The organism is Qipengyuania gaetbuli, assembly GCF_020524765.1.
Taxonomy (GTDB): domain Bacteria; phylum Pseudomonadota; class Alphaproteobacteria; order Sphingomonadales; family Sphingomonadaceae; genus Qipengyuania; species Qipengyuania gaetbuli_A.
In genome coordinates this window covers 254399-280446 of record NZ_JAIVLR010000001.1, presented here as the reverse complement: position 1 = coordinate 280446, position 26048 = coordinate 254399, and the positions used below count along the sequence as shown (strand labels likewise).

The 26048-nt window shown below is 61.1% G+C and carries 31 protein-coding genes and 1 tRNA gene; 26 read left to right on the top strand and 6 right to left on the bottom strand.

Annotation, left to right across the window (positions count from 1 at the left end; genetic code table 11):
- Window positions 1–895: 895 nt before the first annotated feature.
- The 5 genes from LC083_RS01440 to LC083_RS01420 all read left to right on the top strand — a co-directional run bounded on the left by LC083_RS01440 (window position 896) and on the right by LC083_RS01420 (window position 3448).
- Window positions 896–1348: a hypothetical protein gene (locus LC083_RS01440; protein WP_226698885.1), complete on the top strand. Its 453-nt coding sequence runs from the start codon at window positions 896–898 to the stop codon at window positions 1346–1348.
- Between the two features lie 172 nt (window positions 1349–1520).
- Entirely contained in the window at window positions 1521–1742 is a 222-nt protein-coding gene (locus tag LC083_RS01435; RefSeq protein WP_226698884.1) for a hypothetical protein, read from the top strand.
- A 114-nt stretch (window positions 1743–1856) separates the two neighbouring features.
- Window positions 1857–2288, top strand: coding sequence for a hypothetical protein (locus LC083_RS01430; RefSeq protein ID WP_226698883.1), 432 nt, complete (start codon window positions 1857–1859; stop codon window positions 2286–2288).
- A 101-nt stretch (window positions 2289–2389) separates the two neighbouring features.
- The gene (locus LC083_RS01425; RefSeq protein WP_226698882.1) at window positions 2390–2683 is read left to right on the top strand and encodes a hypothetical protein; all 294 of its coding nucleotides are present in this window, start codon (window positions 2390–2392) and stop codon (window positions 2681–2683) included.
- 450 nt (window positions 2684–3133) lie between these two features.
- Complete coding sequence (locus LC083_RS01420) at window positions 3134–3448, top strand: hypothetical protein (RefSeq protein ID WP_226698881.1); 315 nt, start codon at window positions 3134–3136, stop codon at window positions 3446–3448.
- Between the two features lie 109 nt (window positions 3449–3557).
- On the opposite strand, the gene LC083_RS01415 is transcribed toward LC083_RS01420, so the two are convergent.
- Entirely contained in the window at window positions 3558–4142 is a 585-nt protein-coding gene (locus LC083_RS01415) for a hypothetical protein (protein WP_226698880.1), read from the bottom strand.
- A 197-nt stretch (window positions 4143–4339) separates the two neighbouring features.
- Between LC083_RS01415 and LC083_RS01410 the strand changes: the two genes are divergently transcribed.
- Together LC083_RS01410 and LC083_RS01405 are read left to right on the top strand one after the other, a co-directional pair.
- Entirely contained in the window at window positions 4340–4597 is a 258-nt protein-coding gene (locus LC083_RS01410; protein WP_226698879.1) for a hypothetical protein, read from the top strand.
- A 134-nt stretch (window positions 4598–4731) separates the two neighbouring features.
- Complete coding sequence (locus LC083_RS01405) at window positions 4732–4965, top strand: hypothetical protein (protein WP_226698878.1); 234 nt, start codon at window positions 4732–4734, stop codon at window positions 4963–4965.
- A gap of 90 nt (window positions 4966–5055) precedes the next feature.
- On the opposite strand, the gene LC083_RS01400 is transcribed toward LC083_RS01405, so the two are convergent.
- On the bottom strand, window positions 5056–5682 hold the full coding sequence (locus LC083_RS01400; protein WP_226698877.1) for a hypothetical protein: 627 nt from the start codon (window positions 5680–5682) through the stop codon (window positions 5056–5058).
- 724 nt (window positions 5683–6406) lie between these two features.
- Here LC083_RS01400 and LC083_RS01395 point away from each other — a divergent pair.
- Genes LC083_RS01395 through LC083_RS01385 form a run of 3 tightly spaced genes read left to right on the top strand, consistent with a single transcriptional unit; the run spans window position 6407 to window position 9175 of the window.
- Window positions 6407–7549 (top strand): beta-ketoacyl-ACP synthase III, encoded by a 1143-nt coding sequence (locus LC083_RS01395; protein ID WP_226698876.1) that lies wholly within the window; start codon window positions 6407–6409, stop codon window positions 7547–7549.
- Between the two features lie 40 nt (window positions 7550–7589).
- Window positions 7590–8339: a phosphatidylserine decarboxylase gene (locus tag LC083_RS01390; protein ID WP_226698875.1), complete on the top strand. Its 750-nt coding sequence runs from the start codon at window positions 7590–7592 to the stop codon at window positions 8337–8339.
- Window positions 8336–9175 carry a CDP-alcohol phosphatidyltransferase family protein gene (locus LC083_RS01385; RefSeq protein ID WP_222554142.1) on the top strand — a complete coding sequence of 280 codons (840 nt, stop codon included), beginning with the start codon at window positions 8336–8338 and terminating at the stop codon, window positions 9173–9175. Before LC083_RS01390 ends, LC083_RS01385 begins: the two co-directional genes overlap by 4 nt.
- On the opposite strand, the gene LC083_RS01380 is transcribed toward LC083_RS01385, so the two are convergent.
- Window positions 9144–9383, bottom strand: a complete 240-nt coding sequence (locus LC083_RS01380; RefSeq protein WP_226698874.1) for a hypothetical protein — start codon at window positions 9381–9383, stop codon at window positions 9144–9146. The genes LC083_RS01385 and LC083_RS01380 overlap by 32 nt on opposite strands.
- Before the next feature lie 353 nt (window positions 9384–9736).
- On the opposite strand from LC083_RS01380, the gene rpsB reads away from it, so the two are divergent.
- The 13 genes from rpsB to rpmE all read left to right on the top strand — a co-directional run bounded on the left by rpsB (window position 9737) and on the right by rpmE (window position 22361).
- A complete protein-coding gene (gene rpsB, locus LC083_RS01375; RefSeq protein ID WP_160607494.1) occupies window positions 9737–10486 on the top strand; it encodes a 30S ribosomal protein S2 in 750 nt (249 codons plus the stop codon).
- 112 nt (window positions 10487–10598) lie between these two features.
- Window positions 10599–11525: a translation elongation factor Ts gene (tsf, locus tag LC083_RS01370; protein WP_226698873.1), complete on the top strand. Its 927-nt coding sequence runs from the start codon at window positions 10599–10601 to the stop codon at window positions 11523–11525.
- 384 nt (window positions 11526–11909) lie between these two features.
- Window positions 11910–12635, top strand: a complete 726-nt coding sequence (gene pyrH / locus LC083_RS01365) for a UMP kinase (protein WP_160609108.1) — start codon at window positions 11910–11912, stop codon at window positions 12633–12635.
- A gap of 29 nt (window positions 12636–12664) precedes the next feature.
- A complete protein-coding gene (gene frr, locus LC083_RS01360) occupies window positions 12665–13222 on the top strand; it encodes a ribosome recycling factor (RefSeq protein WP_160607492.1) in 558 nt (185 codons plus the stop codon).
- 136 nt (window positions 13223–13358) lie between these two features.
- On the top strand, window positions 13359–14000 hold the full coding sequence (gene uppS / locus LC083_RS01355; protein ID WP_264187137.1) for a polyprenyl diphosphate synthase: 642 nt from the start codon (window positions 13359–13361) through the stop codon (window positions 13998–14000).
- A gap of 4 nt (window positions 14001–14004) precedes the next feature.
- The gene (locus tag LC083_RS01350; protein ID WP_226698871.1) at window positions 14005–14691 is read left to right on the top strand and encodes a phosphatidate cytidylyltransferase; all 687 of its coding nucleotides are present in this window, start codon (window positions 14005–14007) and stop codon (window positions 14689–14691) included.
- Entirely contained in the window at window positions 14688–15845 is a 1158-nt protein-coding gene (dxr, locus tag LC083_RS01345; protein WP_226698870.1) for a 1-deoxy-D-xylulose-5-phosphate reductoisomerase, read from the top strand. Before LC083_RS01350 ends, dxr begins: the two co-directional genes overlap by 4 nt.
- Before the next feature lie 25 nt (window positions 15846–15870).
- Window positions 15871–16980, top strand: a complete 1110-nt coding sequence (gene rseP, locus LC083_RS01340) for an RIP metalloprotease RseP (RefSeq protein ID WP_226699997.1) — start codon at window positions 15871–15873, stop codon at window positions 16978–16980.
- A 133-nt stretch (window positions 16981–17113) separates the two neighbouring features.
- Window positions 17114–19825 (top strand): outer membrane protein assembly factor BamA, encoded by a 2712-nt coding sequence (gene bamA, locus LC083_RS01335; RefSeq protein ID WP_226698869.1) that lies wholly within the window; start codon window positions 17114–17116, stop codon window positions 19823–19825.
- Window positions 19825–20505, top strand: coding sequence for an OmpH family outer membrane protein (locus LC083_RS01330; protein WP_226698868.1), 681 nt, complete (start codon window positions 19825–19827; stop codon window positions 20503–20505). The genes bamA and LC083_RS01330 overlap by 1 nt, the downstream gene beginning before the upstream one ends.
- Before the next feature lie 24 nt (window positions 20506–20529).
- Window positions 20530–20982, top strand: a complete 453-nt coding sequence (gene fabZ / locus LC083_RS01325) for a 3-hydroxyacyl-ACP dehydratase FabZ (RefSeq protein ID WP_226698867.1) — start codon at window positions 20530–20532, stop codon at window positions 20980–20982.
- Window positions 20983–21057: 75 nt separating this feature from the next.
- On the top strand, window positions 21058–22026 hold the full coding sequence (locus tag LC083_RS01320) for an acyltransferase family protein (RefSeq protein WP_226698866.1): 969 nt from the start codon (window positions 21058–21060) through the stop codon (window positions 22024–22026).
- A 110-nt stretch (window positions 22027–22136) separates the two neighbouring features.
- Window positions 22137–22361: a 50S ribosomal protein L31 gene (gene rpmE, locus LC083_RS01315; protein ID WP_160607485.1), complete on the top strand. Its 225-nt coding sequence runs from the start codon at window positions 22137–22139 to the stop codon at window positions 22359–22361.
- A 66-nt stretch (window positions 22362–22427) separates the two neighbouring features.
- Here the strand turns inward: rpmE and LC083_RS01310 are convergent, their stop codons facing one another.
- From LC083_RS01310 to LC083_RS01300, 3 genes are all read right to left on the bottom strand, one after another.
- Window positions 22428–22745, bottom strand: a complete 318-nt coding sequence (locus tag LC083_RS01310; protein ID WP_160607484.1) for a TraR/DksA family transcriptional regulator — start codon at window positions 22743–22745, stop codon at window positions 22428–22430.
- 69 nt (window positions 22746–22814) lie between these two features.
- Window positions 22815–23237: a GFA family protein gene (locus LC083_RS01305; RefSeq protein ID WP_226698865.1), complete on the bottom strand. Its 423-nt coding sequence runs from the start codon at window positions 23235–23237 to the stop codon at window positions 22815–22817.
- Window position 23238: 1 nt separating this feature from the next.
- On the bottom strand, window positions 23239–23874 hold the full coding sequence (locus LC083_RS01300; RefSeq protein WP_226698864.1) for a prolyl hydroxylase family protein: 636 nt from the start codon (window positions 23872–23874) through the stop codon (window positions 23239–23241).
- Window positions 23875–24069: 195 nt separating this feature from the next.
- Here LC083_RS01300 and LC083_RS01295 point away from each other — a divergent pair.
- From LC083_RS01295 to ccmC, 3 genes are all read left to right on the top strand, one after another.
- Window positions 24070–24146, top strand: a tRNA-His gene (locus LC083_RS01295).
- Between the two features lie 48 nt (window positions 24147–24194).
- A complete protein-coding gene (locus LC083_RS01290; protein WP_226698863.1) occupies window positions 24195–25259 on the top strand; it encodes a Leu/Phe/Val dehydrogenase in 1065 nt (354 codons plus the stop codon).
- Between the two features lie 65 nt (window positions 25260–25324).
- The gene (ccmC, locus tag LC083_RS01285; RefSeq protein ID WP_226698862.1) at window positions 25325–26047 is read left to right on the top strand and encodes a heme ABC transporter permease CcmC; all 723 of its coding nucleotides are present in this window, start codon (window positions 25325–25327) and stop codon (window positions 26045–26047) included.
- Window position 26048: the final 1 nt, after the last annotated feature.

The following is a 26048-nucleotide window of genomic DNA, read 5'->3' as shown; positions in this document are numbered from 1 at the left end:
CAGCTCCAATCCCGGCAAAAACCAAGAGACCCGCTCCCACTAGTTTCGCATTCTCCGCTTGCGAGAACATTCCTAGCGAAAACGCCGCAAGGATACATATCGCTACGCTCAGCCAAACGTAGACTTGGGCTATCCAGCGCCAGCTCCTCAGCGATTCTTCGTTACGATGGGGCGGAATCATGCAGCAAACCTAGTTTTGACGGCGTCCGCTTTCCACCCCAATTCGTGACTGATTAGCGGAGCATAACGCCAGCCAGGAGCGGACCGACAGTTAACGACCCGATTGCGGACGATTAGCACTTCTGCCATTTTCTGATTATACGTATTGGGGGAAATAGGTCCTTGGTAGTTCGACTTCCGTTTTTGGTTATAGCGCTATGCCTATCAGCCTTGCCTGCCTACAAGGCAAGCTCCGTCAGTTGTCAAACTGGGCCCTTCATTCTCTTCTTCGATAAGAACAGCGCATTCGTAGACTCGAAATCTCGCGAAATACTGGATAACGCGATTGCAGCTGCAGAGAATTGCTTCGCGCGATATCCGCAAATAGCTGGCCATACCGACAAAGATGAAGGGCCAGAGGTCGGACAGATGCGCGTGGAAGTGGTTACGAAATATCTAGAGGCTCGTGGTTTCCCAACCGCGGATATTATCGGTCACAATTTTCGTTCGGAAAGGCCACGAATCCGCGAGAGAGGTAGAGACGAAGAGCCTGAAAATCGGCGGATCGAACTGATGTTGTGGCATCAGTACACGGACGATTTTTCTTATTAAGCTTCCATGGCCGCTTCCCACCCCACCTGACGACAGTTTCACCGAGCTAGCGTTGTGCCAGGAGCGGACGGGCAGCTAACGACCCGATTGCGGACCTCAATTGTTTCAGGCAATTTCAACTGCAATGAGAAACCTGATCTCGGCCCTCGCGCTAATTTTCCTAGTTGGCTGCACCATTCAAGGGGACGTGCTTGATGTCTCCAATGGCAAGGAATTTGGAGGTCTAACCGATTACGAGAAAAGCCAGTTCGCTTGGGCTGCTATTGATGTGGCTTTACCGAGTGACACTGCTCAAGCAATCAGTCGCTGGGAGCTTTATGTCCACTTGCGCTTATTTCGTTGTGACGATCCAGAAGATGACTATCCCGCGCCCGCCCATTTGAAGACTGGTTTGCTTACACACCAGATGCTGGAGAATGTGGGAGAGCCCGTAACTCTCACGTTCTTCGTTCCACAACATGTTATCGAGCGCGAGAAATTCGAATGCGCGGCTCTGGATGCCGCTGGCTACTGGCCAGTCTCAATGCGCAGTGAGACAGTCAGATTGCCTGTGCTAACATTCTCTGATTTTCGCTAGACATGCGGGACGACGACTGTCCGCTATCCACCCCACAGTTTGACTGATTTGCTGAGCTAGCGATGTACCAGAAGCGGAACGTCAGCTACCGATCCTTGTGTCGAAGGATTTGTTTTGCCTAGGGTTCGAGTGAATTTAGCGTATTAGCGTGGTAAGGAGGGAATAGGTGCCAATGAAAATTGCTCTCTTGAAAGGCTACCTTATTCTGTCTTTGCTTCTCGTTGCCGCCTCGACCTTTAATTTTTTCATTCTTGAAAACCAGGTCCCTTCTGCAACTGCCCGACAATTGTTTGGTATCTCAGCGATAAATATTTTGTTCTGTTACTTTGTCATAGGTCCTCGCCTTCGCCTTGCTGCCGCGAAGGCAATTAGTGACGAGGAAAATGCTGGGTAGAGTTTTGACCGCAGCGTCCAGTATCCACCCCATCTAACGACGCTTTCACCGAGCTAGCGATGCGCCGAGAGCCGACCGTCGGCTAACGACCCGATTGATGACATTCGGGAATCCATGTTATTCCAGCGCTTTATGCACGACGTTCAAGAACTGCGCCGCATTTGGCGAACGAATTGGCTCAGCAGCATTCAAGAGTTAGCTGATTATGAGACGCAGAAACGGTTATGGCTAGACCAAGAGAACACCAATCCGCATTTCTCGTTTGTCGAGTACTTCTGCAGCTACTTCAACGATCTCGGCCTCTCGGAACGTGGCTACGACTGGGCTTTAAACGCGGGGCTTCTCAGCTCTGACGAAGTTGCGGCAATTGAAGAATTCCATCGGATCGCTGATGCCTACGATAGCCCGACCGATGCCTACGACCACAAAACTATTCTTTCTGACCCAAAGTGGTTCGAGGTCGTCTTGGCCGCAAAGAAGGCGCAGGATGCGCTCTCACAATTGATCAGCGACCCAGAAGAGAGGCGCCTGCTACTGGAGCCTTGAGTCCGCTTTCCACCCCAGTTCATGACTGAATTGGTCATAAATGCCTTCGACATGAGTGAACCTTAATAATACACCACTAATGATTTCGGGAGCTCGTATAAATGGCCGGATATTATGATGATCCTGCGGTTCAAAGGGCTCAGCAGCGGATCAAAACCTACATCGAGAGCGTATATGGAACGGCCACACACCGTCTTTGCCCAGCTTGCGGCCAAGGCACTTTGGTTCCGGCTGAAATCGTCGCCACCGGAGAGAAAATCATCTTCTGCGAAGAGTGCGATGTGCTTTGGCGAAGTGGGGATCCGATTGACGAAGCGAACTGTCACTCGTTCTTTACGTTCAAGAGCGCTGATGGCGAAATTGGCCTACAACTAACAAAGATAAGAATTTTTTGATCTCGTCCGCTAACACCCCAAATCGGACATTGTTCTTCGACAAAATAGGCTCTGAAAGCGGCCGAAAAACTTCACGTTTTAGGTTAGGCAATAAGCCCTAAACACCGCGGAACTCTGTGGGTCAAAACGGGTAGGTTTGCCAACGTAAATACCTGAAAAATAACGGATAGCCGATACCAGCCCTGTCCACCACAACCTTCCCAAAAAGCCTTATAATTCAAGGGGTTACGGAAGGTTTGCCAATTGGGCCGTTTCCCACCTAGGCAACTTTCAGCTGACTTCTTCGGTCATCCTGGCTCTAAAAGCCTCGCAGTTGGAAGCTACTGATAGGATTGCGGATCTCGGAAAGCCGCAGAGCGGACAGGCCGCTTCCTCGCCTTCCTGCCAAAAAGCGGTAATTCCGCTAACGACCCGATTGCGGTCGTTATGCATTGCATGCAACATCAAGTGATGAGGAAAGTTTCTAGAGCCAGTTTCGTTCTACTCGCCGTTTTGGTCATTGCCGCGATTTTCCTGGAGTATAGGGGGCTCGTAATTGTCCACGATGAAACAGGCATGGTATCGAGCGCTCGACTAACAAGTGCGAAGAAAAAGCAGCCGCTTTCGGAGATTCCATTAGGCTATTTTGTCGGCATTCCCGCGCTGGAGGGCGGAATCGAAGTGCTGTGCTCTGATGGTTCAAAGGTTCGCGGAGGTTATGTGACACCTCACGCGCGCACTGTTGTGACAGTAAAAGGCCAAGGAACCTGTTCTACGATGTCGTAGCAACGGCAGCTTTCCACCCATCTGATGACGCTTTCACCGAGCTAAGAATGTGTCAGGAGCGGACGGACGGCTAACGACCCGATTGCTGACGCGGCCTAGATCGGAAAACTCAGTTCAAATTACGCGAGAGCCGGTATTTCAGCCAAAGCGCCCGCGCACCTAGGATCGAAACAATCCCACTGCCAAAAGCCCAGAGATAATCGGACCATTCGTAAATTTTCGAACTGGTCAAAAGACCAATGCATATCGCTGTCGAAACTAGAAAAATCGAGCCAAGTAACGGCCAACTTGTCGTTGAGAAATGCTTAGTTTGCCATTCGTCTTTGCTAAGCGCGTCACCGACAGGAGTGCGACGCTCCAATGCTCTCGCGGGAGCAGTAGAATTGCGCCAGCTCAGAAAAGCAATCCACCCAACTATCACCAAAGAAATGACAATGATCCCTGGGCCTTCGTCAATGAAGGTGGGCGCGACCAACGTGCCGAGCGCTACTGCAAGCACTACGCCAGCGACGGCGCCCCAAATCATCCGGCTGCTATCTATTCGATATTGGACCCGGAACTCCTCTTTCTCTTCTTCGCTGACGGGGATTGGCGCTCCGCGACCGTGTTTGCGATAAATGAAGTGATCTCCTTCTTGCTCAAACTGGCGAAGAAAGATTTCCTCCATGTGGTCAACGTTTGGTCTGAAAATCATGCCCTTCGATATGCCGTCTCAAGTAGGCCGGCAATCCCCATCGCTGAGTGTCTCATTGTCACTCCAATGCGGCATGCCCGAATGTTCGCTACCCACCCCATTTGACGATAGTTTCAGCGAGCTGGCGATGCGCCAAGAACCGGCTGTCGGCGAACGACCCGATTGCGGACGTTGCAAATGGATGTGATAAGTCGATGATGGAAAAATCGAAGAACTATGATCCGAAGCCACTGAGTGGTGGCGATTACATAATCGTCGTTGTTGGCTTTCTGTTGCTTTTCGAGTTGGACCTCGACTGGGGCCACGGCGGTAATCAAGTATTTGCCGTGGTCGTCATTGTTGGCACGACCTTGCTGGCATGGCTGGTTAAGAGATTTATCGACCGCCACGGCCAGAACATCGGCGAGGCTCAGTTCAAGGATATTTCTCGTTCAGATACCGATAGGCCTGACTGACCGCTTTCCACCCCATCTGACGACGATCTCACCGAGCTAGCGATGCGCCAGGAGCGGACCGACTGCAAACAATCCGATTGCGGAAGGACCGACTGATAGGCATCCTTAACTCAGACAACGCAGGGGTGAAGGCATTGGCTGAGCTAGATGATTGGGGTCGCGAGGTGGATGAGTGTGGCCGCATCAAAGATCCAGCTGAGCGCTACCAGCAGTTCATGCTAGGACTTTACGATCTTCTCGCAGAGGCGGCCGATGACGGTTACTCGCCGGAAGCTTGCCAACGATTGGCCGAAGCGCGGCAGATGTTCATCGACGAGTTCGAGCAGCGTCATCCCGGATTTGGGAAGGGTCGCGCCGTCTGGCGTTAGCGTCCGCTTTCCACCCCATCTGAAGCCAATTTTCCCGAGCTAGCGATGTCCCAAATGCGGACGGGCGGCTAACGACCCGGTCGCGAACGTTCAAGCTTCTGCCGTTGCGCCGTGACATATGAAGGCGGTGCTACCGATCCTGACGATTAGCCCCTCCTCTGGATGTGAGACGTCTGTCAGCACATGGTGTGCGACGTTTTGCCGCCGCAACTCCGACACTATCAATTCGTGGATATGCTGAGGAGCATTTGCGACCAAATATAGATTTGCCCTCGTCAGGTCGCAAAATTCCGCAAGAGACCCATTTGGAATATGCAGGAAGTCTCTGGCCGTGCGCAGTGCGCCAGCCTCCCAAAGATAATCCTCTACAAGGGCAAACAGTTTAAGGGGTTCGGGTAGCGGTTCAGAGCAGTAAGTCCTCATAGCTTCATTGCCGAAGGCCCAAGGCTCATCTTGTAACGGGGAGACACTGAAAAACTCCAATGCCTCTTCGTCTCCAGCCAACATGTCCATTGTGATCTCTGCGCTTAACGTTCCTTCTTGGACGTTCTCGAACGAGAGCAGGATTTGCTCGTGTTGGTCTGCCTTTTCATTACGCCACCAAGGGTAGCCTTCCACGGTGATCTGGAGGCGCCTGTCGCGCACATCGACTGCGACGATCCGCGTGGGGTGGGCGACGGAGCATCGCCGCAGCAAGTCCTGTAAATCCGATTGCATCCAGCATTATTGATCCTAGAATCGTCGAAGCGGCAATAGATTTAATGACCGCTTTCCACCCCGTTTTTGACGGCCGACAGTCGTCAGCTTGCGCCAGAAGTTGCCGTTAGTTTCTTGTTCGAATGGATGAAAAAGGCTCTACGCCTGAGAAATGTTTGGACTGAACATATCCGATGTAGGCGCATATCTGCCTTACTTCGTTGGCGCGTCAGCTCTGTATCTGGTCCCGCTGATTTTCTCTCGCCGAGCCCGCAAGAGTCATAGCGCTGCTGCAGGTATAGTCGTCGGAGTGATGATTCTGGTCTTCCTACTTGTGAGCATCCTTTACCCTCTCGGGGCGGGTTTGGTCGGTCCATTGAGATGGCAGACATACTTTTGGTCAGTTTCTTTCTACCTCATGCCAGGAACTATTATCCTTCCGCTTTGGGTGGTTGCAATGAAGCTGCTCGGCGAAAAAGCGGACTGACTTCTTTCCACCCCAAATCGGACATTGTTCTTCGCCAAAATGGGCTCTGAAAGCGGCCGAAAAACTTCACGTTTTAGGTTAGGCAATAAGCCCTAAACACCGCGGAACTCCGTGGGGCAAAACAGGTAGGTTTGCCCACGTAAATACCTGAAAAATAACGGATAGGCTATACCAGCCCTGTCCACCACCGGCTTCCCCCATGCATTTCGAACAGCAACTCTCTTGCAGGCGGTCGGCCTCGCGCCTAGTCACGCCCGCATGACACAGCATCCCCAGATGACCGGCCGGCCCGTCATTTCCTCGACCGGCCTGTTCACGCCCGAAGAAAGCATCACCAACGAAGAGCTGGTCGCCAGCTTCAACGAGTATGTGCGCCGCCACAATGCCGCCAATGCCGACGCGATCGCGGCGGGCGAGATGGAGCCACTGGCGTACAGCTCGGTCGAATTCATCGAGAAGGCGAGCGGGATCAAGGCCCGTCATGTCATGGCCAAAGCCCCGGTGCTCGATCCCGATATCATGGCGCCGCGCTGGCCGCAGCGTTCGAACGAGGAAGTCTCGATCCTTGCCGAGATCGGCATCAAGGCCGCCCACCAGGCGCTCGAACGCGCGGGCCGCGACCCTGCGGATGTCGATGCGGTCCTGTGCGCCGCGTCCAACATGGAACGGCCCTATCCGGCAATGGCGATCGAGATCCAGAAGGAGCTGGGCATCGACGGCTTCGGTTTCGACATGAACGTCGCCTGCTCGTCCGCCACCTTCGGCATCCAGACCGCCGCCGATTACATCCGCGCGGGCAATGCGAAGAGCGTGCTGGTCGTCAGCCCCGAAATCACCAGCGGCCACCTCAACTGGCGCGACCGTGACAGCCACTTCATCTTCGGCGACGTTGCGACCGCCGTGCTGGTGGAAGATGCTGCCATCGCCCCTGCACAGCACTGGGACATTCTCGGCACCAAGTTGAAGACGGTCTTCTCCAACAACATCCGCAACAATTTCGGCTTCCTCAACCGCGCCTATCCGGAAGACGCGGGCGGGCCGGACAAGCTGTTCGTCCAGGAAGGGCGCAAGGTCTTCAAGGAAGTCGTGCCCATGGTCGCGCAGATGATCTGCGAAGAAGCGGAGCGGCTCGACATCGATCCCAAGGCGCTTCGCCGGATGTGGCTGCACCAGGCGAACACGGGCATGAACCGCCTGATCGCGCACAAGGTGCTGGGCCACGAAGCGAACGAGGACGAGAGCCCGACCGTGCTCGACACCTACGGAAATACCTCCAGCGCCGGCTCGATCATCGCCTTCCACCTGCACAGTGACGACCTCGCCGCAGGCGACACGGGCCTCATCTGCAGCTTCGGCGCAGGCTATTCCGCAGGCACGGTTTTCGTGCGCAAGGTGGCCTGAGCGACTTGTGAGGCGCGCCTTCAGCGCCTAGGCCAAGGCCATGGCAGGTGATCTACTCGACAGCCGGGGTCGCGGCGAGGCGCAGTGGGGGCTGCCCGCGGTCCATCCCGAAGGACGCAAGTTCGGCATCGCAGCGCTGGGCATTTCGCTCGTTTTCGCGTTCTTCGCTTGGGAGACGCTGGCATGGCCGATGGCGTTCCTTTCGCTGGGCGTCTTCGCGTTTTTCCGCGATCCCGAACGCGTCGTCCCGCAGGACGAAACCTCGATCGTCTCGCCGGCAGACGGCAAGATCGTGCAGATCGCCGAAGTCGCCCCGCCGCGCGAACTGGTGATTGCGGACGGCAGCGGCACGCGCGGCCTTGGCGAAGAGCCGGTCACGCGCATCTCGATTTTCATGTCGGTGTTCGACGTGCACATCAATCGCACGCCGATTGCCGGCATGGTGCAGCGCGTCGTCTATATCCCCGGCCAGTTCCTCAACGCGGAACTCGACAAGGCGAGCGATGACAACGAGCGCCAGCACATATTGGTGGAGCGCAGCGACGGCGTGCAGATCGGCTTCACGCAGATTGCCGGGCTCGTCGCGCGCCGTATCGTGCCGTTCGTGAAACCGGGCGACACTCTGGGCATTGGGCAAAGAGTGGGGCTGATCCGCTTCGGCAGCCGCGTCGACGTCTACCTGCCCGCAGGCACCGGCTCGCGCGTGATGCTGGGGCAGCGGGTGGTGGCGGGCGAGACTGTCATTGCCGAACTTGGCAAGCAGCCCCTGCGTGAAGGAGTGTCGCAATGAGCTTGCCCCCGGCCGGTCCGCACGGCGATTTCGAGGAACGTGCGCGCCTTGGCCCCAAATCGGCCGAGGACGAGAAGCCCTTGATGGGCCGTTCGCGCGGGCTGTCGCTGCGCGCGATGGCGCCCAATGCGATTACCGCAGCGGCGCTGTGTTCGGGCCTCACGGGTATCCGCTTTGCCATTTCCGACCAGTGGGCCGCTGCGGCGGTTGCGATCATCGTGGCCGGTATCCTCGACGGGATGGACGGTCGCATCGCGCGCCTCTTGAAAGCCCAGTCACGTTTCGGGGCGGAACTCGACAGCCTTGCCGATTCGCTGAGCTTTGGCACGGCGCCGGCGATCATCATATATCTGTGGTCGCTGTCGGCCGAACCTCGCTGGGGCTGGTTTGCTGCGTTGGCGCTGGCCATCTGCTGCGCGCTGCGCCTCGCACGCTTCAACGCCCAGATCGACATGGAGCACCAGCCGCACAAATCGCTGGGCTTCCTGACCGGCGTCCCTGCGCCGATGGGGGCAGGGCTAGCCTTCATGCCATTCTTCCTGTGGTCGGCTACGGGGCTCGACATTTTCCGCGAGCCGATCGTGGTCGGGCCATGGGTGCTGGCCGTGGCTTTGCTGATGATTTCAAGCATGGCGACACCCAGCTGGACGTCGCTTCGTCCGCGTCGGGGCATTCGCTTGTGGGTGCTGGCCTTTATCGGCCTTGTATTCGCGGCGCTGCTGTCAGAGCCGTGGTGGACGCTGAGCGTGATCGGTATCGGTTATCTGGCGCTGCTGCCGTTCACGCTGATGCGCTATGCGCGGATCAGGCGGCGCGCCGAACCGTCTGGCGCGTAACCGCAGTTACGCGGCCGGGGCGGGTGAAGCCGCCATGGGCAAGGGCCGGGCGCATTCCGCTTTCGCAGACCTGAGCTTCCGTAGGGAGCTGGAGGCGATGCCGCAGCTGGCCGAAAGCGGACCACCAACGCAGTCCGCCATCGACGAGCAGGGCCACAGCCGCAATTGCGGCGAGGGCGGAAACGGCAGTCAGGAACAGTGCGAACATCCGAGTATCTCCTGTCCCGGGCCTGTCGACAAAGCTGTTGACAGCCTGGGTAATTCTACGGGAAAACACCTATGACCCACCGGTTGTTCCGGTGATGAGAACAATGTTCCCGTTTTGTTCTCGCCTGTCAAGCGCTTTTCGCGCCCGGATTCCCTTTTTTAGCGGTGAATCGAGTCTGGATTTGCCTGCAAAAGCCCGCTAAGGGCGCGCCGTTCGCTTGAGATTCGGCCAATTCGGGCCGGTCAGACGGCGGGCAAATCCACATGGAAGGCGCACATACCGGTGCCCGGCCGCGGGATATTCCGCACCACGGGTTCCTGCCTTCCAGAGGTATAACCGGAAAGGAAATGACCATGGCGGCTCCTACCGTCACCATGCAGCAACTGATCGAGGCCGGCGCACACTTCGGCCACCAGACCCACCGTTGGAACCCGCGCATGAAGCCGTACATCTTCGGCGCGCGCAACGGCATCCACATCATCGACCTGTCGCAGTCCGTGCCGCTGTTCGCGCGCGCGCTCGACTTCATCAACCAGACTGCCCGTTCGGGTGGCAAGGTGCTGTTCGTCGGCACGAAGCGCCAGGCACAGGACGCGATCCGCGAAGCCGCGCTCGCCTCGGGCCAGCACTACGTCAACCACCGCTGGCTGGGCGGCATGCTCACCAACTGGAAGACCATCAGCGAGCGTATCAAGTACCTCAAGACCCTCGACGAGCGTCTGGCAGGTGACAACGCCGGCCTGACCAAGAAGGAAATCCTCGACCTGACGCGCAAGCGCGACAAGCTCGAGATGTCGCTTGGCGGTATCCGTAACATGGGCGGCATTCCGGACGTGATGTTCGTGATCGACGCCAACATGGAAGACCTGGCGATCAAGGAAGCCAACGTTCTCGGCATCCCCGTCGTCGCCGTGCTCGACACCAATGTCGACCCGAGCGGCATCGCCTTCCCGATCCCGGGCAACGACGACGCTGCCCGCGCCATCAAGCTCTACTGCGACGCCGTCAGCGAAGCAGCCCGTTCGGGCAAGGGCGAAGGCATCCAGGATTCGGGTGCAGACGTCGGCGCGATGGAAAATCCGCCGGAAGAAGCCGTCGCCTGACCGGCAATTGACTGACGGGCGCGCCATAAGCCCGTCACAATGCGACGATACGCGCCGGGCCGCTCCTCCAGCTGGCCCGGTGCCCGCACACTGATTTGAGAAGGAAAGTATCATGGCTGCATTCACTGCCGCTGACGTGAAGGCCCTGCGCGAGAAGACCGGCGCGGGCATGATGGATGCCAAGAAGGCTCTCGAAGCCGCTAATGGCGACATCGAAGCCGCAGTCGACGCACTGCGCGCCAAGGGTCTCGCTACGGCCCAGAAGAAGTCGAGCCGCACCGCTGCGGAAGGCCTCGTCGGCATCGCTGTCGAAGGCACCAAGGGCGTTGCCGTCGAAGTGAACTCGGAAACCGACTTCGTCGCCAAGAACGACAAGTTCCAGGACTTCGTGCGCAAGACCACGCAGACCGCGCTCGCCACTGCCGGCGACGACGTCGACACGCTCAAGGCCGCTGCCTACCCCGATGGCGGTACCGTCGGCGAAAAGCTGACCGACAACGTCGCGACCATCGGTGAAAACCAGCAGATCCGCCGCATCAAGACCGTCTCGGTCACCAACGGCGTGATCGTGCCCTACATGCACAATGCTGTCGCTCCCGACCTCGGCAAGATCGGCGTGCTCGTCGCTCTCGAAAGCGAAGGCGACAAGGGCAAGCTGGAAGAGCTGGGCAAGAAGCTCGGCATGCACATCGCCGCTGCCTTCCCGCAGGCGCTGACCGCAGAAGGCCTCGACGCCGAAGTGATCGCGCGCGAGCGTGCCATCGCTGCGGAAAAGGCTGCCGAAAGCGGCAAGCCCGCCGAAGTGCAGGCCAAGATGGTCGACGGTGCGGTCAACAAGTACGCCAAGGAAAACGCCCTGCTCAGCCAGGTCTACGTGATCGACAACAAGACCCCGATCGCGCAGGTCGTCGAGCAGGCCGCCAAGGACGTCGGCGCCAAGGTCGAACTGGTGGACTATGTCCGCTTCCAGCTCGGCGAAGGCATCGAGAAGGAAGAAAGCGATTTCGCAGCCGAAGTGGCTGCTGCCGTCGCGGGCTAAGCCTTCTTCCAGGCCAATTCGAAAGGGGCTGTCCGCCATGCGCGGGCAGCCCCTTTTTCGTGCCTGCGGCCAATTGTGCAGATTAAAAGGCAGGGGGTCCGGCCCTGCCACAAAACCGACTTTTTTGGAGCGGGAACTCTGCTACAGCGCCTGCGTCACCTGCGAGCTTTCGCGCGCCCCTGATCCCTTCGGGTCGCACCGTTGAGAGAAATTGGGTAGCCCCCGGAATACGGGGAGGTGGCACTTCTTTTTCCCAAACGCTCCTATAGTGCACCACGGCTGCTTCCCGCTTCCGCCAGGGTTCGTCGGGCTTTCCCTTTGCGCGCATCCGTCTTCATGGCTAAGGAGCCGCATCCCACAATTCATACGGATTCTCCGCCTGCCATGACTCTCCCCAAGATGAACCGCGTCCTCCTGAAGCTGTCGGGCGAGGTGCTGATGGGCGACCAGCAGTTCGGGATCGATCCCGCTTTCGTCCTCGAACTGGCGAAGGAAGTTAAGGCGGCCAAGGAAACGGGCCTCGAAATCTGCCTCGTCATCGGTGGCGGCAATATCTTCCGCGGCATGGCCGGGGCCGCGCAGGGCATGGACCGCGCGCAGGCCGATTACATGGGCATGCTGGCCACGGTCATGAACGCGCTGGCGATGCAGAGCGCGCTCGAACAGCTCGGCGTGCAGACCCGCGTGCAGAGCGCAGTGCAGATGGACCAGGTGTGCGAGCCGGTGATCCGTCGCCGTGCCGAACGCCACCTCGAAAAGGGCCGCATCGTGATCTTCGCAGCCGGTGTCGGCGCGCCCTATTTCACCACCGACAGCGGCGCTGCACTGCGTGCTGCCGAAATGAATTGCGACGCGCTGCTCAAGGGCACCAGCGTCGACGGCGTCTACGACAGCGACCCCAAGTCCAACCCGTCGGCCACGCGTTACGAAACCGTGAGTTACGGCAAGGTGCTGGCAGACAATCTGAAGGTCATGGATGCGAGCGCAGTTGCGCTCTGCCGTGACAACGACATTCCGATCGTGGTCTTCTCCATCCGCGAGAAGGGCAATCTGGCGCGCGTCCTGTCGGGCGAGGGCGTACAGACTGTCGTTACCGATCACACCGCATAAGAACACACGAGAGAGACGAGGAAGCCATCATGGCCAAATACGACAAAGCCGATATCGAGCGCCGCATGAAGGGCGCCGTGGAAAGCCTCAAGGGCGACCTGTCGGGCCTGCGCACCGGCCGCGCCAACACCAGCCTGCTCGATCCGGTCGTGGTCGAAGTCTACGGCGCGATGATGCCGCTCAACCAGGTCGCCACCGTGTCGGCTCCCGAACCGCGCATGCTCAGCGTGCAGGTGTGGGACAAGGCCAACCTGATCGCTGTCGAGAAGGGTATCGCCAAGGCGAACCTCGGCCTCAACCCGATGATCGACGGTCAGACGCTGCGCCTGCCGATGCCCGACCTCACCGAAGAACGCCGCAAGGATCTCGCCAAGCTGGCGGGCGAGTATGGCGAAAAGGCCAAGATCGCGATCCGCAACGTGCGCCGCGACGGCATGGAAGCGCTCAAGGACGACGAGAAGAAGAAGGAAATCTCCGAAGACGAGCGCAAGCGTTCGGAGGACGAGGTCCAGAAACTGACCGACACGCACGTCGCCGAAACCGACGCCGCGGTCGAGAAGAAGGTCCAGGAAATCCTGACGAAGTGAGCCGCGCGGCGCCAGCCTGCCGCGGCCCCGGGCCGTTCGTGCAGGCAGGAGCGCCGATGCGGCCCGCCTTCGCCCTGTGCGATCGGATGGCGCTGTGACCTCTCCCGAAAAGACCGCCCGCCACGTCGCCATCATCATGGATGGCAACGGCCGCTGGGCGAAGCGCAAGCACCTGCCGCGGGTGATGGGCCACAGGAAGGGCGTGGAGGCCGTGCGCGAGCTCGTGCGCAGCCTGAAGGACACCTCGATCGAGTGCCTGACGCTCTATGCCTTCAGCAGCGAGAACTGGAAGCGTCCGGAAGAAGAGGTCGACGACCTGATGAACCTGATGCGCAAGTTCATCAAATCGGACCTACCCGAGTTCATCGCCAACGACGTGAGGCTGAAGATAATCGGCGACTGGCAATCGCTTGCGCCCGATATCGTCGAAATGCTCGAGGATGCGTTGGCAAAGACCGCGCACGGTTCGCGCACGCTGGCCGTCGCGCTCAATTACGGGGCGCAGGCGGAAATCGTGCAGGCCGCGGCCAAGGCGGCTGCTTCTGGCGGGGTGACCGAGGAAAGCATCGCCGCCAACCTCTACACCGCCGACCTCCCGCCGCTCGACCTGCTGATCCGCACCAGCGGCGAGGTACGCCTGTCCAATTTCCTCTTGTGGCAGGCCGCATATGCGGAAATGATCTTCACCGATGTGTTGTGGCCCGACTTCACGCCGGCGCATCTGATGGATGCGCTCGACCAGTTTGCCGGGCGGGAGAGACGATTTGGGGGACGCTGAGGCCTTGGCGCCGAAAAAGAATGCCGACCTGCCGGTCCGGATTGCTTCGGCAGTCGTAATGCTGGCGGTGGCTACCGGCGCCCTTGTCGCAGGCGACCCGTGGCTCGACTGGTTCATCATCGCGGTCGTGCTGGCGACGCTGGTGGAATTCGTCCTGCTGGTACTGAAGGCGACCGGAAAGGCGGCCAACCGCTTCGTCGGCATCATCGCCGGCACGCTCTACATCGCGGCAGCGGGCATCGTCCTGACACACCTTCCTGCGCCCATGATCGTCGGCGTGGTGGGGACGGTCATCGCCGTCGATACCTGCGCCTATTTCTTCGGGCGCGCGCTCGGCGGGCCGAAAATCGCGCCATCCATCAGCCCGTCCAAGACCTGGGCCGGGCTGCTCGGCGGCTTCGTCGGAGCAAGCGCATGGCTTGCCGCCTTCATCTATTTCGCAGCCCGCCAAACCAGTGGCCCGACCACCATGGGCTTCGATCTGCGCGAGACGGGCATCATCGTGCTGATCGGCACGGTGCTGGCGGTGGCGGCACAGTCGGGTGATTTCTTCGAAAGCTGGCTCAAGCGGAAGGCGGGCGTGAAGGACAGCTCGAACCTCATTCCGGGCCACGGCGGCGTCTTCGATCGTACCGACGGGATGATCCCCGTCGTGCTGATTGCGGGCCTGTTCCTCGGCATGCCTGCATGACACGCAGCATTTCCATCCTTGGTGCCACCGGATCGGTCGGCGCCTCCACACTCGACCTCGTGCGGCGCAATCGCGGCGAATGGCAGGTCGCGGCGCTGACGGCGCATTCCAATGTCGCGGACCTCGCCCGGCTGGCGCGCGAGTTCGAGGCTGACGTCGCGGTTATCGCGGACGAGAAGCATTACGAGGCGCTGAAGGACGCGCTGGCAGGCTCGGGTATCGAAGCTGCCGCAGGGCGCAAGGCGCTGTGCGAAGCGGCTTCGCGCAAGGTCGATATCGTTATGGCGGCCATCGTCGGCTGTGCAGGGCTCGGCCCGGTCATGGCAGCGATCGAGCAGGGCACGACCGTCGCCCTCGCCAACAAGGAAGCGCTGGTGTCGGCCGGCGAGGTCATGACCGCCGCCGTCGCCAAACACGGCGCGCGCCTGCTGCCCGTCGACAGCGAACACAATGCCATCTTCCAGTGCCTTCAGGGCGGCAAGATGGAAGAAGTGCGCACCATCACGCTGACCGCCAGCGGCGGGCCGCTGCGCACCTGGACGAAAGAGCAGCTCGACAAGGCGACGCCTGCGCAGGCCATCGCGCATCCCAACTGGGACATGGGCGCCAAGATCAGCGTCGACAGCGCGACCATGTTCAACAAGGGCCTCGAACTGATCGAGGCGCATCACCTGTTCCCCGTCGGCCTCGACCGCATCCGTATCGTGGTGCACCCGCAAAGCGTGATCCATTCGATGGTCGAATATCGCGACGGATCGACGCTGGCGCAGCTCGGCCCTTCCGACATGCGCGTGCCGATTGCCTCCTGCCTCGCATACCCTGCACGCATGGAGACGCCGATGGACCCGCTCGACCTCGCGGCAATCGGGGAACTGACCTTCCACGCGCCGGACGAGGAGCGCTTTCCCGCCACGCGGCTGGCGCGCGAGGCGGCGCAGGCGGGCGGGGCAGCCCCTGCCGTACTCAATGCAGCAAACGAGGTCGCCGTGGCGGCCTTCCTCGCAGGTAACATCCCGTTCAGCCGGATTGCGCTAATGGTGGAGCGCATTCTTACGGAAACCGAACTTCCATCACCGCCGCGGACCCTCGAAGAGGTCCTGCGCGTTGACGAGGATGCGCGGATGCGCGCAAGCGCCATGCTGGAGCATTGCTGAGTTGGACGGATCGATCCCCTTCTGGATGTACATCATCGGTTTCCCGCTGCTGCTGGGGCCGCTGGTGACGTTGCACGAACTGGGCCACTATCTCGTGGGCCGCTGGTTCGGGGTTAAGGCAGAAGCCTTCTCGGTAGGTTTCGGCAAGGAAATCGCAGGCTTCACCGACAAACATGGCACGCGGTGGAAACTCAGCGCCCTGCCGCTGGGTGGCTATGTCCAGTTCAAGGGCGACATGAACCCGGCCAGCGTTCCCAATCCCGAAGAGATCGCCAATGCGACGCCGGAAGAGCGGGAAGGCAGCTTCCACCACGCCAGCCTCGGCAAGCGGGCGCTGATCGTCTTTGCCGGTCCGGCGATGAACATCCTCGTGACGCTCGCGATCCTCGCCAGTTTCTTCATGATGTTCGGCAAGCCCGTGATCGCCGATCCCGAACAAACCAATGTGGTCGTGCGCTTTTCCGAGGAATCGGCTGCGCGCGATGCCGGGATCGAGGAAGGCGACCGGATCGTCGCCATCGATGGCGACAGGGTAACGGAATTCGACGACATCCAGGACCGGGTCATGATGTACCCGGGCAAGGACATCGTCATGCGCGTGGAACGCGACGGCGGCACGCTCGACGTTCCGGTGACCATCGCCGACGTCGAGGAAGAGGACCGCTTCGGCAACGTCTCGCGCATCGGACGCATCGGAATCTATTCCTCGGCCATGTCGTTCGAGCCCGTGGGCGTGATCGAGGCGACGCGTCTGTCGGTCGAGCAGACCGGCAAGCTGGTCGACATGATGGTGACCGGAATCAAGCAGATCGTCGTGGGCGACAGGTCGGTCAAGGAACTGGGCGGACCAGTCACGATCGGCAAGTTTGCCGGCGAACAGTTGAGCCTTGGGCCGCTTGCATTCTTCAACCTGGCAGCGCTGATCTCGCTTAACTTGGCATTCATCAACCTCCTGCCAATCCCGGCGCTCGACGGCGGACACCTGGCATTTTACGCAGCGGAAGCAGTCCGCCGCAAACCGCTGGGCCCCCGTAGTACGGAGGTGGCCTACCGGGCCGGTGTGGCAATCGTGCTTGCACTGATGGTATTCGTCACCTTCATCGATATCGCCAAACTCCCCTTCTTCGGGAATTAGGCGGGGACAGGGTCTTGTGAAGGCGCGATTGCGGCGTCACACGGCTTGATTGCCTGGCGCGCATGGGGCAGGGGGCCTCCAGACGCTCCGCAAGGCGTCTTTTGTATTTTTGAGGACGGGAACTCCCTTGTCGATGACTGGATTTGCGAACGCCGCGAGCAATAGGAAACCCCACGGCGCGCGCCTCGTCGCCGGACTGCTGGCCGGAACGGTGCTGGCCGGCGTGCCGGTGGTGGCACTGGCGCAGGACACCCAGGAAGGCGAGCAGGCTGCCCCGCAGTCGATGTTCCGTGAAGACACGGTCCGCTCGATCGCCGTTGCCGGTGCCCAGCGTCTCGAACCGCAGACCATCCTTTCCTACATCCGCCTGCGTCCGGGCGATGCCTATACCGCCGCAGCGGGCGACCAGGTCATCAAGGACCTGTCGGCGACCGAACTGTTCTCCACCGTTTCGGTGACGAACAACAACGGCGACGTGGTCATCACCGTGGTCGAGAACCCGGTGATCAACCGCATCATCCTGGAAGGCAACGACCGGATCAAGAACGACAAGATCCTGCCGGAAATCCGCCTCGCGCCCCGCCAGATCTTCACGCGTTCAAAGGTCCGCGCCGACGTCGCGCGCATCATCGAGCTTTACAAGCGCCAAGGCCGCTTCGCCGCCACGGTCGAACCCAAGCTCGTGCAGCTGAGCCAGAACCGCGTCGATATCGTCTTCGAGATCGAGGAAGGTCCCAAGTCGAAGATCCGCCAGATCAACATCATCGGCAACGAGGCGTTTTCGGACGGCAAGCTGCGCGGCGAAATGGTCACCAAGCAGTCGCGCCTGTGGACCTTCTTCAGTTCCAACACGAGCTACGACCCCGACCGCCTGGCCTTCGACCAGCAGCAGCTGCGTACCTTCTACCTGACGCAGGGCTATGCCGACTTCCGCGTCGTTTCCGCCGTCGCCGAGCTGACGCCGGACAAGGAAGATTTCATCATCACCTACGTGGTGGAAGAGGGCGAGCGCTACAAGTTCGGCGACGTGAAGGTCGAAAGCCAGCTGCGCGACTTCGACAGCGACACCATGACCCAGCGCCTGCCGATGCAGAGCGGCGAATGGTACGATGCCGAACGCGTCGAGAACACCGTCGAGCAGCTGACCGAACTGGCCGGCACCTTCGGCTATGCCTTTGCCGACGTTGCCCCGCAGTTCACTCGCAACCCCGAAACCCTGACCATGGACGTGACCTTCGCCATCCGCGAAGCGCCGCGCGTCTATGTCGAACGTATCGACGTCAACGGCAACACGCTGACGCAGGACAAGGTCGTGCGCCGCGAATTCCGTGTGTCGGAAGGCGATGCCTTCAACAGCCTCGCGATCAAGCGTTCGGAAGCGCGCATCAACTCGCTCGGCTATTTCCAGGAAAACTTCGAGATCGCCCAGTCGGAAGGCAGCGCCCCCGACCGCATCGTGCTCGAAGCCAATATCGAGGAACAGCCGACCGGGGAACTGCAGCTTTCGGCCGGTTTCTCCTCGATCCAGAGCTTCATCCTCGCCGGCTCGATCCGCCAGCGCAACTTCCGCGGCCGCGGCCAGACCATCGGCCTCAGCGTCAACTATTCGCGCTATTCCAAGTCGGCGCAGGTGAGCTTTGCCGAACCCTATGTGTTCGACCGCAACATCTCGCTCGGCGCGGACATCTATCACCGCGAATACGACAATGACTTCTTCGCGACCGATTTCAACCGCTACAAGCAGGCGCAGACCGGCTTCAGCCTGCGTGCCGGCGTACCGCTTTCGGAATACATGTCGCTCGTCGGCAGCTACACGCTGCAGTATGAAGACGTGTCGATCGGCAGCGGCTTCTTCTCCGACATCGACGGCGACGGCGAACCCGAATGCCAGCAGTCGCGCTTCATCTGCGAAGCGGTCGGCACGCGGACCGTCTCGATCCTCGGCGCGACGCTGAACTTCGACAATCTCGACAGCCGCATCCGTCCCACGCGCGGCGAACAGATCAGCATCACCGGCGAATTCGCCGGCCTGGGCGGCAATGTGAAATACCTGCGCATGCGTTCGCGCATGGGCAAGTGGTTCGACCTCGGCAGCGGCCTCATCTTCTCGCTCAACGCGGAAGGCGGCTGGATCCATGCTCTCAGCGAACGTGCAGAGCCCGGCTTCGACGACGTCCGCCTGACCGACCGCTTCTTCCTTGGCGAACCGCAGTTCCGCGGCTTCGACATTCGCGGCGTGGGTCCGCGCGTTGTGCGCCTGCAGTACCTCGACGACGATGCCGATCCGACGACGCCGCGCGTGCTCGAGACGATCGACCAGTTCCGCGAGACCAAGAACCGCGCCTTCGACGATGCGCTGGGTGGCCGCGCCTATTACCTCGCCCGTGCAGAGCTCGAGATTCCGCTGGGTTCGGGCGTGCGCGAAATGGGCATCCGTCCCTCGGTCTGGGTGGACGTGGGCTCGCTGTTCGCAATCGATACCCCGCAGCTCGACGATTTCCCGAACAGCTTCCAGAAGGTCCGCAGCGGTCGGCTGGTCTATACCGGCCCGCTTTATGACGAGGACGGTGATCCCGTGCTGGACGCGAACGGCGATCCACTCATCGGTGAGACGTTCGACGAAGTCGATGCTGACGGTAACGCGAACGCAATTTCGCTCGAAGAGAGCGGATATTATCGCGAAGTCCTGTTCGGCGACAGCATCAGCCCCCGCATCACCGCGGGTATCGGCGTGAACTGGAACTCGCCCTTCGGGCCGTTCAGGATCGATCTATCCCAGACGATCAAGAAACAGCCGGGTGACGACACCAAGACCATTTCCTTCAATGTAGGAACGCAATTCTAATGAAACTGATTTCCAAGACGCTCGCCGCTGCGGGCCTTTCCGCCGCCGCACTGGCCGCCACGCCTGCCGCTGCGCAGGTGAGCGGCAACATCGGCATCGTGAGCGCGCCGGCAGCAGTTGCCGCCACTCAGGCCCGTGCAACCGCCTACCAGCAGATCTCGACGACCTATGCCTCGCAGATCCAGCAGATCCAGCAGAAGCAGCAGCAGGCCCAGACCCTGCTCCAGCAGCTCGACACCAACAAGGACGGCCAGCTCGACGAAGCCGAGCAGCAGGCTGCGCAGAACACGCCGCAGGCAACCCAGCTCCAGACGCTCGACCGTGAAAGCGCCCAACTTTCGGCCCAGATCGACAGCGCCCGCGTCTATGCGATCGAGCAGATCCTCCTGCAGTACAACGCTGCCCTGCAGACCGTCGTCCAGCAGAACAACGTGCAGGTCGTCCTGGCGCCCGACGCCGTCGCCTACTCGGTTCCGGCCGCCAACATGACCGAAAAGGTCGTGGCTGCGCTCAACGCCCGCGTGCCTTCGGTGCAGATCACGCCGCCGCAGAACTGGCAGCCCAGCCAGCAGTCGATCGGTGCCTTCCAGCAGGTCCAGCAGATCCTCATGGTCGCTGCGGCCCGCCAGCAGGCTGCCGCTCAGCAGCAGCAACAGCAGCCGCAGCCGACCGGCCGCTAAGCTGACAAGACAGGGAGCAGGGGCATGAGCGAGACCGGTTTCGACGTCGTCGAGGTGCTGAAGCGCCTTCCGCATCGCTATCCCCTGCTGCTCGTCGACCGCGTCAAGGATCTCGTCCCGGACGAGAGCATCCACGCGGTCAAGGCGGTCAGCTTCAACGAAGACTTCTTCCAGGGGCATTTCCCCGGTGCGCCGATCATGCCCGGCGTGCTCCAGATCGAAGCGCTGGCGCAGGCCGCCGGCGTGCTCGCGGTGGAAAGCCTCGGCCTCGCAGGTTCGGGCAAGCTGGTCTATTTCATGGCGATCGAGAACGCCAAGTTCCGCGCGCCGGTTACGCCCGGCGTGCTGCTCGATCTGAAGGCCAGCTTCGTCCAGAAGCGCGCCCGCGTCTGCAAGTTCGCGGGCGAGGCCAGCGTCGACGGCAAGGTGACCTGCGAAGTGCAGTTCACCGCGATGATCGCCGACGCGCCGGAATAAGCGCCCCCAAAACGCGCAATCGTCCGCGCCGGACGCTAACGGCCTGATAACCCTAACCTGCTAGTAACCGCTGCGATGATGCAGGGTTCACGCTATGCGACTCTCGATGCCATGAGGGGCATGGCCGCGATTGCGGTGATGGTCTGGCATACGCCGGGTGGATCCGACCTCGTGCCCGGCGGGTTTCTTGCGGTCGACCTGTTCTTCGCCATGAGCGGTTTTGTCATCGCGATGAGCTATGGCGAAAGGCTGACGGCAGGCCTTCCGGCCGCGACCTTCATGAAGCTGCGCATCGCGCGCCTCTGGCCGATGCTCTTCCTCGGGGCCGTGCCGACGGTGCTCGTCGGCGGTTGGGCAGGGTCACTGATCCTCGTGCCCGATCCGGACGCGCGCTCGCTCTTCCCGCTCACGCCGGTCTACTGGACGCTCCTGTTCGAAATGATCGCCTATGTCGTATTCGCCTGCGGCCTCTATCGCCTGTCGACGCGCACGCTTGTCATGATGTTCGGGGCGTGCGGCATCATGCTGGCAGCACTGGCGCTGGGCAAGGGGCCCTCGTTCCACGAGTTCGGGGCTTTCTGGTTTGCGCTGCCGCACGGGCTGGCCCGTCTTGCGTTCCCGTTCCTGCTCGGGATGCTCGCATACCGCCATCTCGCCGGGACCAATGCGGTCCGCAAGGAAACCGCGCTTGCCTGGCTGGTACCGACAGGTGCGGTCGCCGCCATGTGCATGGTGCCGACGAAGGACGATATCGCGGCACTGGCATTCGTCCTGCTCGCAGTCCCTGCTGCCCTGTTCCTCGCGCTGAGGTTCGAAGTGCCGCAGGTGCGGATCGCGGACCGGCTCAGCGACCTGTCCTATCCGCTCTACTGCATTCACGTGACCGGCCTTCTGGTGCTGGAGGCGGCAGGTATCCCGGCCAGCCTGTCCTGGGCTTTGCTGATCGTGCTGGCCCTGTATCTCGACAAGATCTGGGACAGGCCCGTCCGCAACTGGCTGCGCGATGTGCTTACGCGGAGTGTAAGAAGTCGGCAGCCGGCCTGACCGGGCGAGCGATAAGGCTTGCAAATCGGCGCGTGCGGCGCTACCCGCGCGCCTTCTCCACAAACAGCTGGACCGGTCGGAACCGTTCCGAAGCTAGAAGGACGTTTATCATGAAGGCCGAAGGGCACCCCGATTATCACACGATCACGGTCAAGATGACCGATGGTACGGAATTCCAGACTCGCTCGACCTGGGGCAGCGAAGGCGACACGCTGACGCTCGACATCGACCCGACGAGCCACCCGGCCTGGACCGGCGGCAAGCAGCAGATCGCCGAAGGCGGCCGCGTTGCAGCCTTCAACAAGCGTTTCGGCGGCCTTACGCTCAAGAAGTAAGCGTTCCGGCGATCGACAGATCAGGGAAGGGCGGTCCGGTCGGGCCGCCCTTTCTCGTTTGGGAGCCTAGTCGGCGCAGTCGATGCAGCGCGTGGCGATCGGGCGTGCCTCGAGCCGGGCGCGGGCGATGTCCTTGCCGCATTTGGCGCAGGTGCCATAGGTGCCGTTCTCGATCCGCTGCAGGGCATAGCGGATCTGCACGATCTCGGCGCGAAGTACATCGTCCACGCCTTCCAGCGCCTCGTCATCGGCCAGGTCGACCGCCTGTTCGCTCGAATCGGCATCCAGCGGGTGGCGCAGATCGTCCTCGATCACCTCCGCCCGCTCGAGCAGGTCGGCAAGGCGCGTCTTGAGGCGGTCCTGCAGGTCGCTGTATTCGGTCATTCCTCGGTCCCTTCGCTCTGTCTCGCTTCGCAGGCTAGCGCGAAGGATACCCCAAGGGATTGACCAGGATCAATTTCGGAAGCGTTCGAACCGCATCACGCCGACATATCCGTATTCGCCGCCGTCGCCCGGGTGGTTCTGGCCATCGAAGACGGCAATCTCCGGCAGGTCGTATATCGTCATGCCGTCGATACAGGCGAGGTTGATGCCGTAATGATCGGGTTCGGACCGCAGCTGGTGGAACGGGTGGATCCCGCATTTCGAACAGAAACGGTGCTTCGCCTGCCCGCTGCCGAAGGTGTAGAGGGTGAGCGCGTCCTCGCCCTGCAGGATTTCGCAATCGGCGATCGGCACGTCGAGCATGACCACGCCCTTCATGGCGCAGATCGTGCAGTTGCACCGCCGGATCACAGGCTCTGCCGGCATGGTGAAGCGGAACCGTACCGTGCCGCAATGGCAACCGCCTTCGTAAGTCTTGCCGCCCTCGATCATGTCACCAACCCCAGGGCCTTTCACGGTACCACTTGGTGATGACGTATTTCACGCCGCGCCGCACCTTCATGCCGTGATGGATGGTGTTGGGATTCTCCCGGCCGTCGGGGCGCCAGTTGTTCCAGCACACCAGCTTGCCGGCTTCGGGCTGGAAGCTCTTGCCGATTGCCTTGAACCGCGTCGCGCCGCCCGCCTCGACATCGTTGAGATAAACCATGAAGGTCCACGTCCGCTGGCCCGAGACAGAGCAGAACCTCTCCCAATCGCGCCCGTCCCGGTTGAAGTAGTCGCAATGCGCCTTGAACTCCTGCCCGACATCGTAGCGCTGGCCCTGCAGCGGCTCGCCATGCGCGGGATCGATGCCGTTGAGCGCGGCAAAGAGTGCCTCCATCTCGCGCACGGCGGGCTCCTCCCCATCGAGATCGCAGGTCTCGCTGGTCCGGAAATACCGGTCGTCGCCCGCATCGGCCAAGGTGGAGGGACGGCGGTCCTTCTCGATCAGGGCAATCAACTTGGCGCACAGTTCGGGACTGACGAAATCGCGCAGCTGGAAAAGCTCCAGCCGGTCGGTGGGTACACGCTGCACGCCAGGGCGCGACAGGAGCAGGGATGCCGAGGATTCGCCGGGTCCGATCATGGCTTTGCACGATAGCTGCGACTGCAAGCCCTGCAAGGGCCTGAAAGATAGTTGCGCAGATGGCCGGCCTGACGCTTTTTCGCTTCCCATTCGAAGCGCATTGTGCAACAGGCACGCGCCGTTGCGGAAGGCGGGTTGACGCCCGGTTCCCCGCGATTATGTGCCGCCTACCCGGCTGCGTTCCGGGGGCGTGTGGCGATCGTAGCTCAGTTGGTTAGAGCGCCGGTTTGTGGTACCGGAGGTCGCGGGTTCGAACCCCGTCGATCGCCCCATTTTCTCCCCATTGCGCAGTCACGTACAACTCCTTGCAGGGGCATGCGATGACGGCTTTCTGGACCGAAGCGGATTACGACGATCACGAGCTGGTGCAGCTCGTACGCGACCGGAAGAGCGGCCTGACGGCGATTATCGCGCTTCATTCCACCCATCTCGGCCCCGGCGCGGGCGGTACGCGCTTCTGGCACTACGCCGAGCCTGCCGACGCCATGCGCGATGCGCTGCGCCTGTCGCGCGGCATGAGCTACAAGAACGCCATGGCCGGCCTGCCGATGGGCGGCGGCAAGGCGGTCATCCTGGCCGGTGCCGACAAGACCAAGACCCCCGAGATGCTCGCGGCCTTCGCGGACGCGGTCGAAGCGCTCGGCGGCAAATACGTCACGGCTGAAGACGTCGGCATTTCCGAAGCCGACATGGCTGCCGTCGCGCAGCGCACCCAGTATGTTTCCGGCCTGCCGGTCGAAGGCGAGGACGCTGCAGGCGGCGACCCCGGCCCGTTCACTGCGCTCGGCATCTTCCTCGGCATCAAGGCCGCGGTGAAGCACAAGCTGGGCAAGGACAGCGTCGAGGGCGTCCATGTCGCGATCCAGGGCACCGGCAGCGTCGGCGGCGGCGTTGCCCGCCTGTTGGCCCGCGACGGTGCGAAGCTGACCGTGTCCGACATCCACATGGACCGCGCCGAAGCGCTCGCCACCGAAATCGGTGCCGACACTGCTGCGCCGGACGCGATCATGTCGGTTGCCTGCGACGTCTTCAGCCCGAACGCGCTGGGTGCGATCCTCGATGATGCGGGCATTGCCCGTCTCGACTGCATGGTCGTTGCCGGCGGCGCGAACAACCAGCTGCAGCGGCCCGAACACGGCCCCATGCTGGCCAAGCGCGGCATCCTCTATGCGCCGGATTACGTTATCAACGCCGGCGGCATCATTTCCGTGACGCTCGAATACCTCTGCCGCAACGACAAGGCGCCTTGCGACATCAACGAGGTGCGCAAGCGTATCGCGCTGATCCCGGGCCGGCTGGAACAGATCTGGCAGGAAAGCGACAGCACTGGCGAATCGCCCGACCAGGTCGCCGACCGCATGGCGCAGGCGCTTATCGGTCGCTGAGACCTTCGATCACCCCTTGCGGGGCAGGGCCGCACCTGTAAAAGCGCGAGCGACGGCTCATTATCATGCACGGCTTTGCCAATCCCAAACGGTTCCTCGGTCTGGCTCGGTGGCTTACCCCGCTGCTGCTGGCCCTGGGCCTGTTGCTGACGGGAATCGCGCTGTTCTGGGGCATGACGTCGGTCCCGCCCGACCGCCTGATGGGCGAAACCGTGCGCATCCTCTTCATCCATGTCCCGACCGCATGGCTCGGCATGGGCGGGTGGAGCGCGATTGCGATATCCAGTCTCGTGTTCCTCGTCTGGCGTCACCCGCTGGCGGCCATCGCCGCGCGCGCCGCTGCCGTGCCGGGAATGGTTTTTACCGTCATCTGCCTTGTCACCGGATCGATCTGGGGCCGCCCGACCTGGGGCACCTGGTGGGTGTGGGACGGCCGGCTGACCAGCATGCTGGTGCTCGCCTTCCTCTACATGGCCTATATCGCGCTCGCCCAGGCGGCAGATCGTGAAGGGGTTTCGGCGCGTATCCCGGCCATTTTCGGACTGCTCGGCGCGATCAACATCCCGATTATCAACCGCAGCGTGGTGTGGTGGAACTCGCTCCACCAGCCGCCCAGTATCACCATGGGCAAGAGCGCGATCGACGGGGTCTTCCTGCAGCCGCTCCTCCTTGCGGTGCTCGGCTTCTCGCTGATTTTCGGCGGTGTGGTGCTGGCCCGCATGCGCGCGCTGCTGGCCGATATCCAGGCCGAAGCCCGCCTGCGTCGCCGCGCGATGGAGGCAGACTGAC

Coding starts and splice junctions, on each gene's coding strand:
- rpmE (WP_160607485.1), top strand. CDS start 22,137: ATGAAGGCCGAAGGGCACCCCGATTATCACACGATCACGGTCAAGATG.
- LC083_RS01435 (WP_226698884.1), top strand. CDS start 1,521: ATGAAAATTGCTCTCTTGAAAGGCTACCTTATTCTGTCTTTGCTTCTC.
- LC083_RS01400 (WP_226698877.1), bottom strand. CDS start 5,682: ATGCAATCGGATTTACAGGACTTGCTGCGGCGATGCTCCGTCGCCCAC.
- rseP (WP_226699997.1), top strand. CDS start 15,871: ATGTACATCATCGGTTTCCCGCTGCTGCTGGGGCCGCTGGTGACGTTG.
- LC083_RS01425 (WP_226698882.1), top strand. CDS start 2,390: ATGGCCGGATATTATGATGATCCTGCGGTTCAAAGGGCTCAGCAGCGG.
- LC083_RS01395 (WP_226698876.1), top strand. CDS start 6,407: ATGACACAGCATCCCCAGATGACCGGCCGGCCCGTCATTTCCTCGACC.
- LC083_RS01330 (WP_226698868.1), top strand. CDS start 19,825: ATGAAACTGATTTCCAAGACGCTCGCCGCTGCGGGCCTTTCCGCCGCC.
- uppS (WP_264187137.1), top strand. CDS start 13,359: ATGGATGGCAACGGCCGCTGGGCGAAGCGCAAGCACCTGCCGCGGGTG.
- rpsB (WP_160607494.1), top strand. CDS start 9,737: ATGGCGGCTCCTACCGTCACCATGCAGCAACTGATCGAGGCCGGCGCA.
- bamA (WP_226698869.1), top strand. CDS start 17,114: ATGACTGGATTTGCGAACGCCGCGAGCAATAGGAAACCCCACGGCGCG.
- LC083_RS01380 (WP_226698874.1), bottom strand. CDS start 9,383: ATGTTCGCACTGTTCCTGACTGCCGTTTCCGCCCTCGCCGCAATTGCG.
- dxr (WP_226698870.1), top strand. CDS start 14,688: ATGACACGCAGCATTTCCATCCTTGGTGCCACCGGATCGGTCGGCGCC.
- tsf (WP_226698873.1), top strand. CDS start 10,599: ATGGCTGCATTCACTGCCGCTGACGTGAAGGCCCTGCGCGAGAAGACC.
- LC083_RS01300 (WP_226698864.1), bottom strand. CDS start 23,874: ATGATCGGACCCGGCGAATCCTCGGCATCCCTGCTCCTGTCGCGCCCT.
- fabZ (WP_226698867.1), top strand. CDS start 20,530: ATGAGCGAGACCGGTTTCGACGTCGTCGAGGTGCTGAAGCGCCTTCCG.
- LC083_RS01385 (WP_222554142.1), top strand. CDS start 8,336: ATGAGCTTGCCCCCGGCCGGTCCGCACGGCGATTTCGAGGAACGTGCG.
- frr (WP_160607492.1), top strand. CDS start 12,665: ATGGCCAAATACGACAAAGCCGATATCGAGCGCCGCATGAAGGGCGCC.
- LC083_RS01290 (WP_226698863.1), top strand. CDS start 24,195: ATGACGGCTTTCTGGACCGAAGCGGATTACGACGATCACGAGCTGGTG.
- LC083_RS01305 (WP_226698865.1), bottom strand. CDS start 23,237: ATGATCGAGGGCGGCAAGACTTACGAAGGCGGTTGCCATTGCGGCACG.
- LC083_RS01390 (WP_226698875.1), top strand. CDS start 7,590: ATGGCAGGTGATCTACTCGACAGCCGGGGTCGCGGCGAGGCGCAGTGG.
- ccmC (WP_226698862.1), top strand. CDS start 25,325: ATGCACGGCTTTGCCAATCCCAAACGGTTCCTCGGTCTGGCTCGGTGG.
- LC083_RS01320 (WP_226698866.1), top strand. CDS start 21,058: ATGATGCAGGGTTCACGCTATGCGACTCTCGATGCCATGAGGGGCATG.
- LC083_RS01415 (WP_226698880.1), bottom strand. CDS start 4,142: ATGATTTTCAGACCAAACGTTGACCACATGGAGGAAATCTTTCTTCGC.
- LC083_RS01310 (WP_160607484.1), bottom strand. CDS start 22,745: ATGACCGAATACAGCGACCTGCAGGACCGCCTCAAGACGCGCCTTGCC.
- pyrH (WP_160609108.1), top strand. CDS start 11,910: ATGACTCTCCCCAAGATGAACCGCGTCCTCCTGAAGCTGTCGGGCGAG.
- LC083_RS01440 (WP_226698885.1), top strand. CDS start 896: ATGAGAAACCTGATCTCGGCCCTCGCGCTAATTTTCCTAGTTGGCTGC.
- LC083_RS01430 (WP_226698883.1), top strand. CDS start 1,857: ATGTTATTCCAGCGCTTTATGCACGACGTTCAAGAACTGCGCCGCATT.
- LC083_RS01420 (WP_226698881.1), top strand. CDS start 3,134: ATGAGGAAAGTTTCTAGAGCCAGTTTCGTTCTACTCGCCGTTTTGGTC.
- LC083_RS01410 (WP_226698879.1), top strand. CDS start 4,340: ATGGAAAAATCGAAGAACTATGATCCGAAGCCACTGAGTGGTGGCGAT.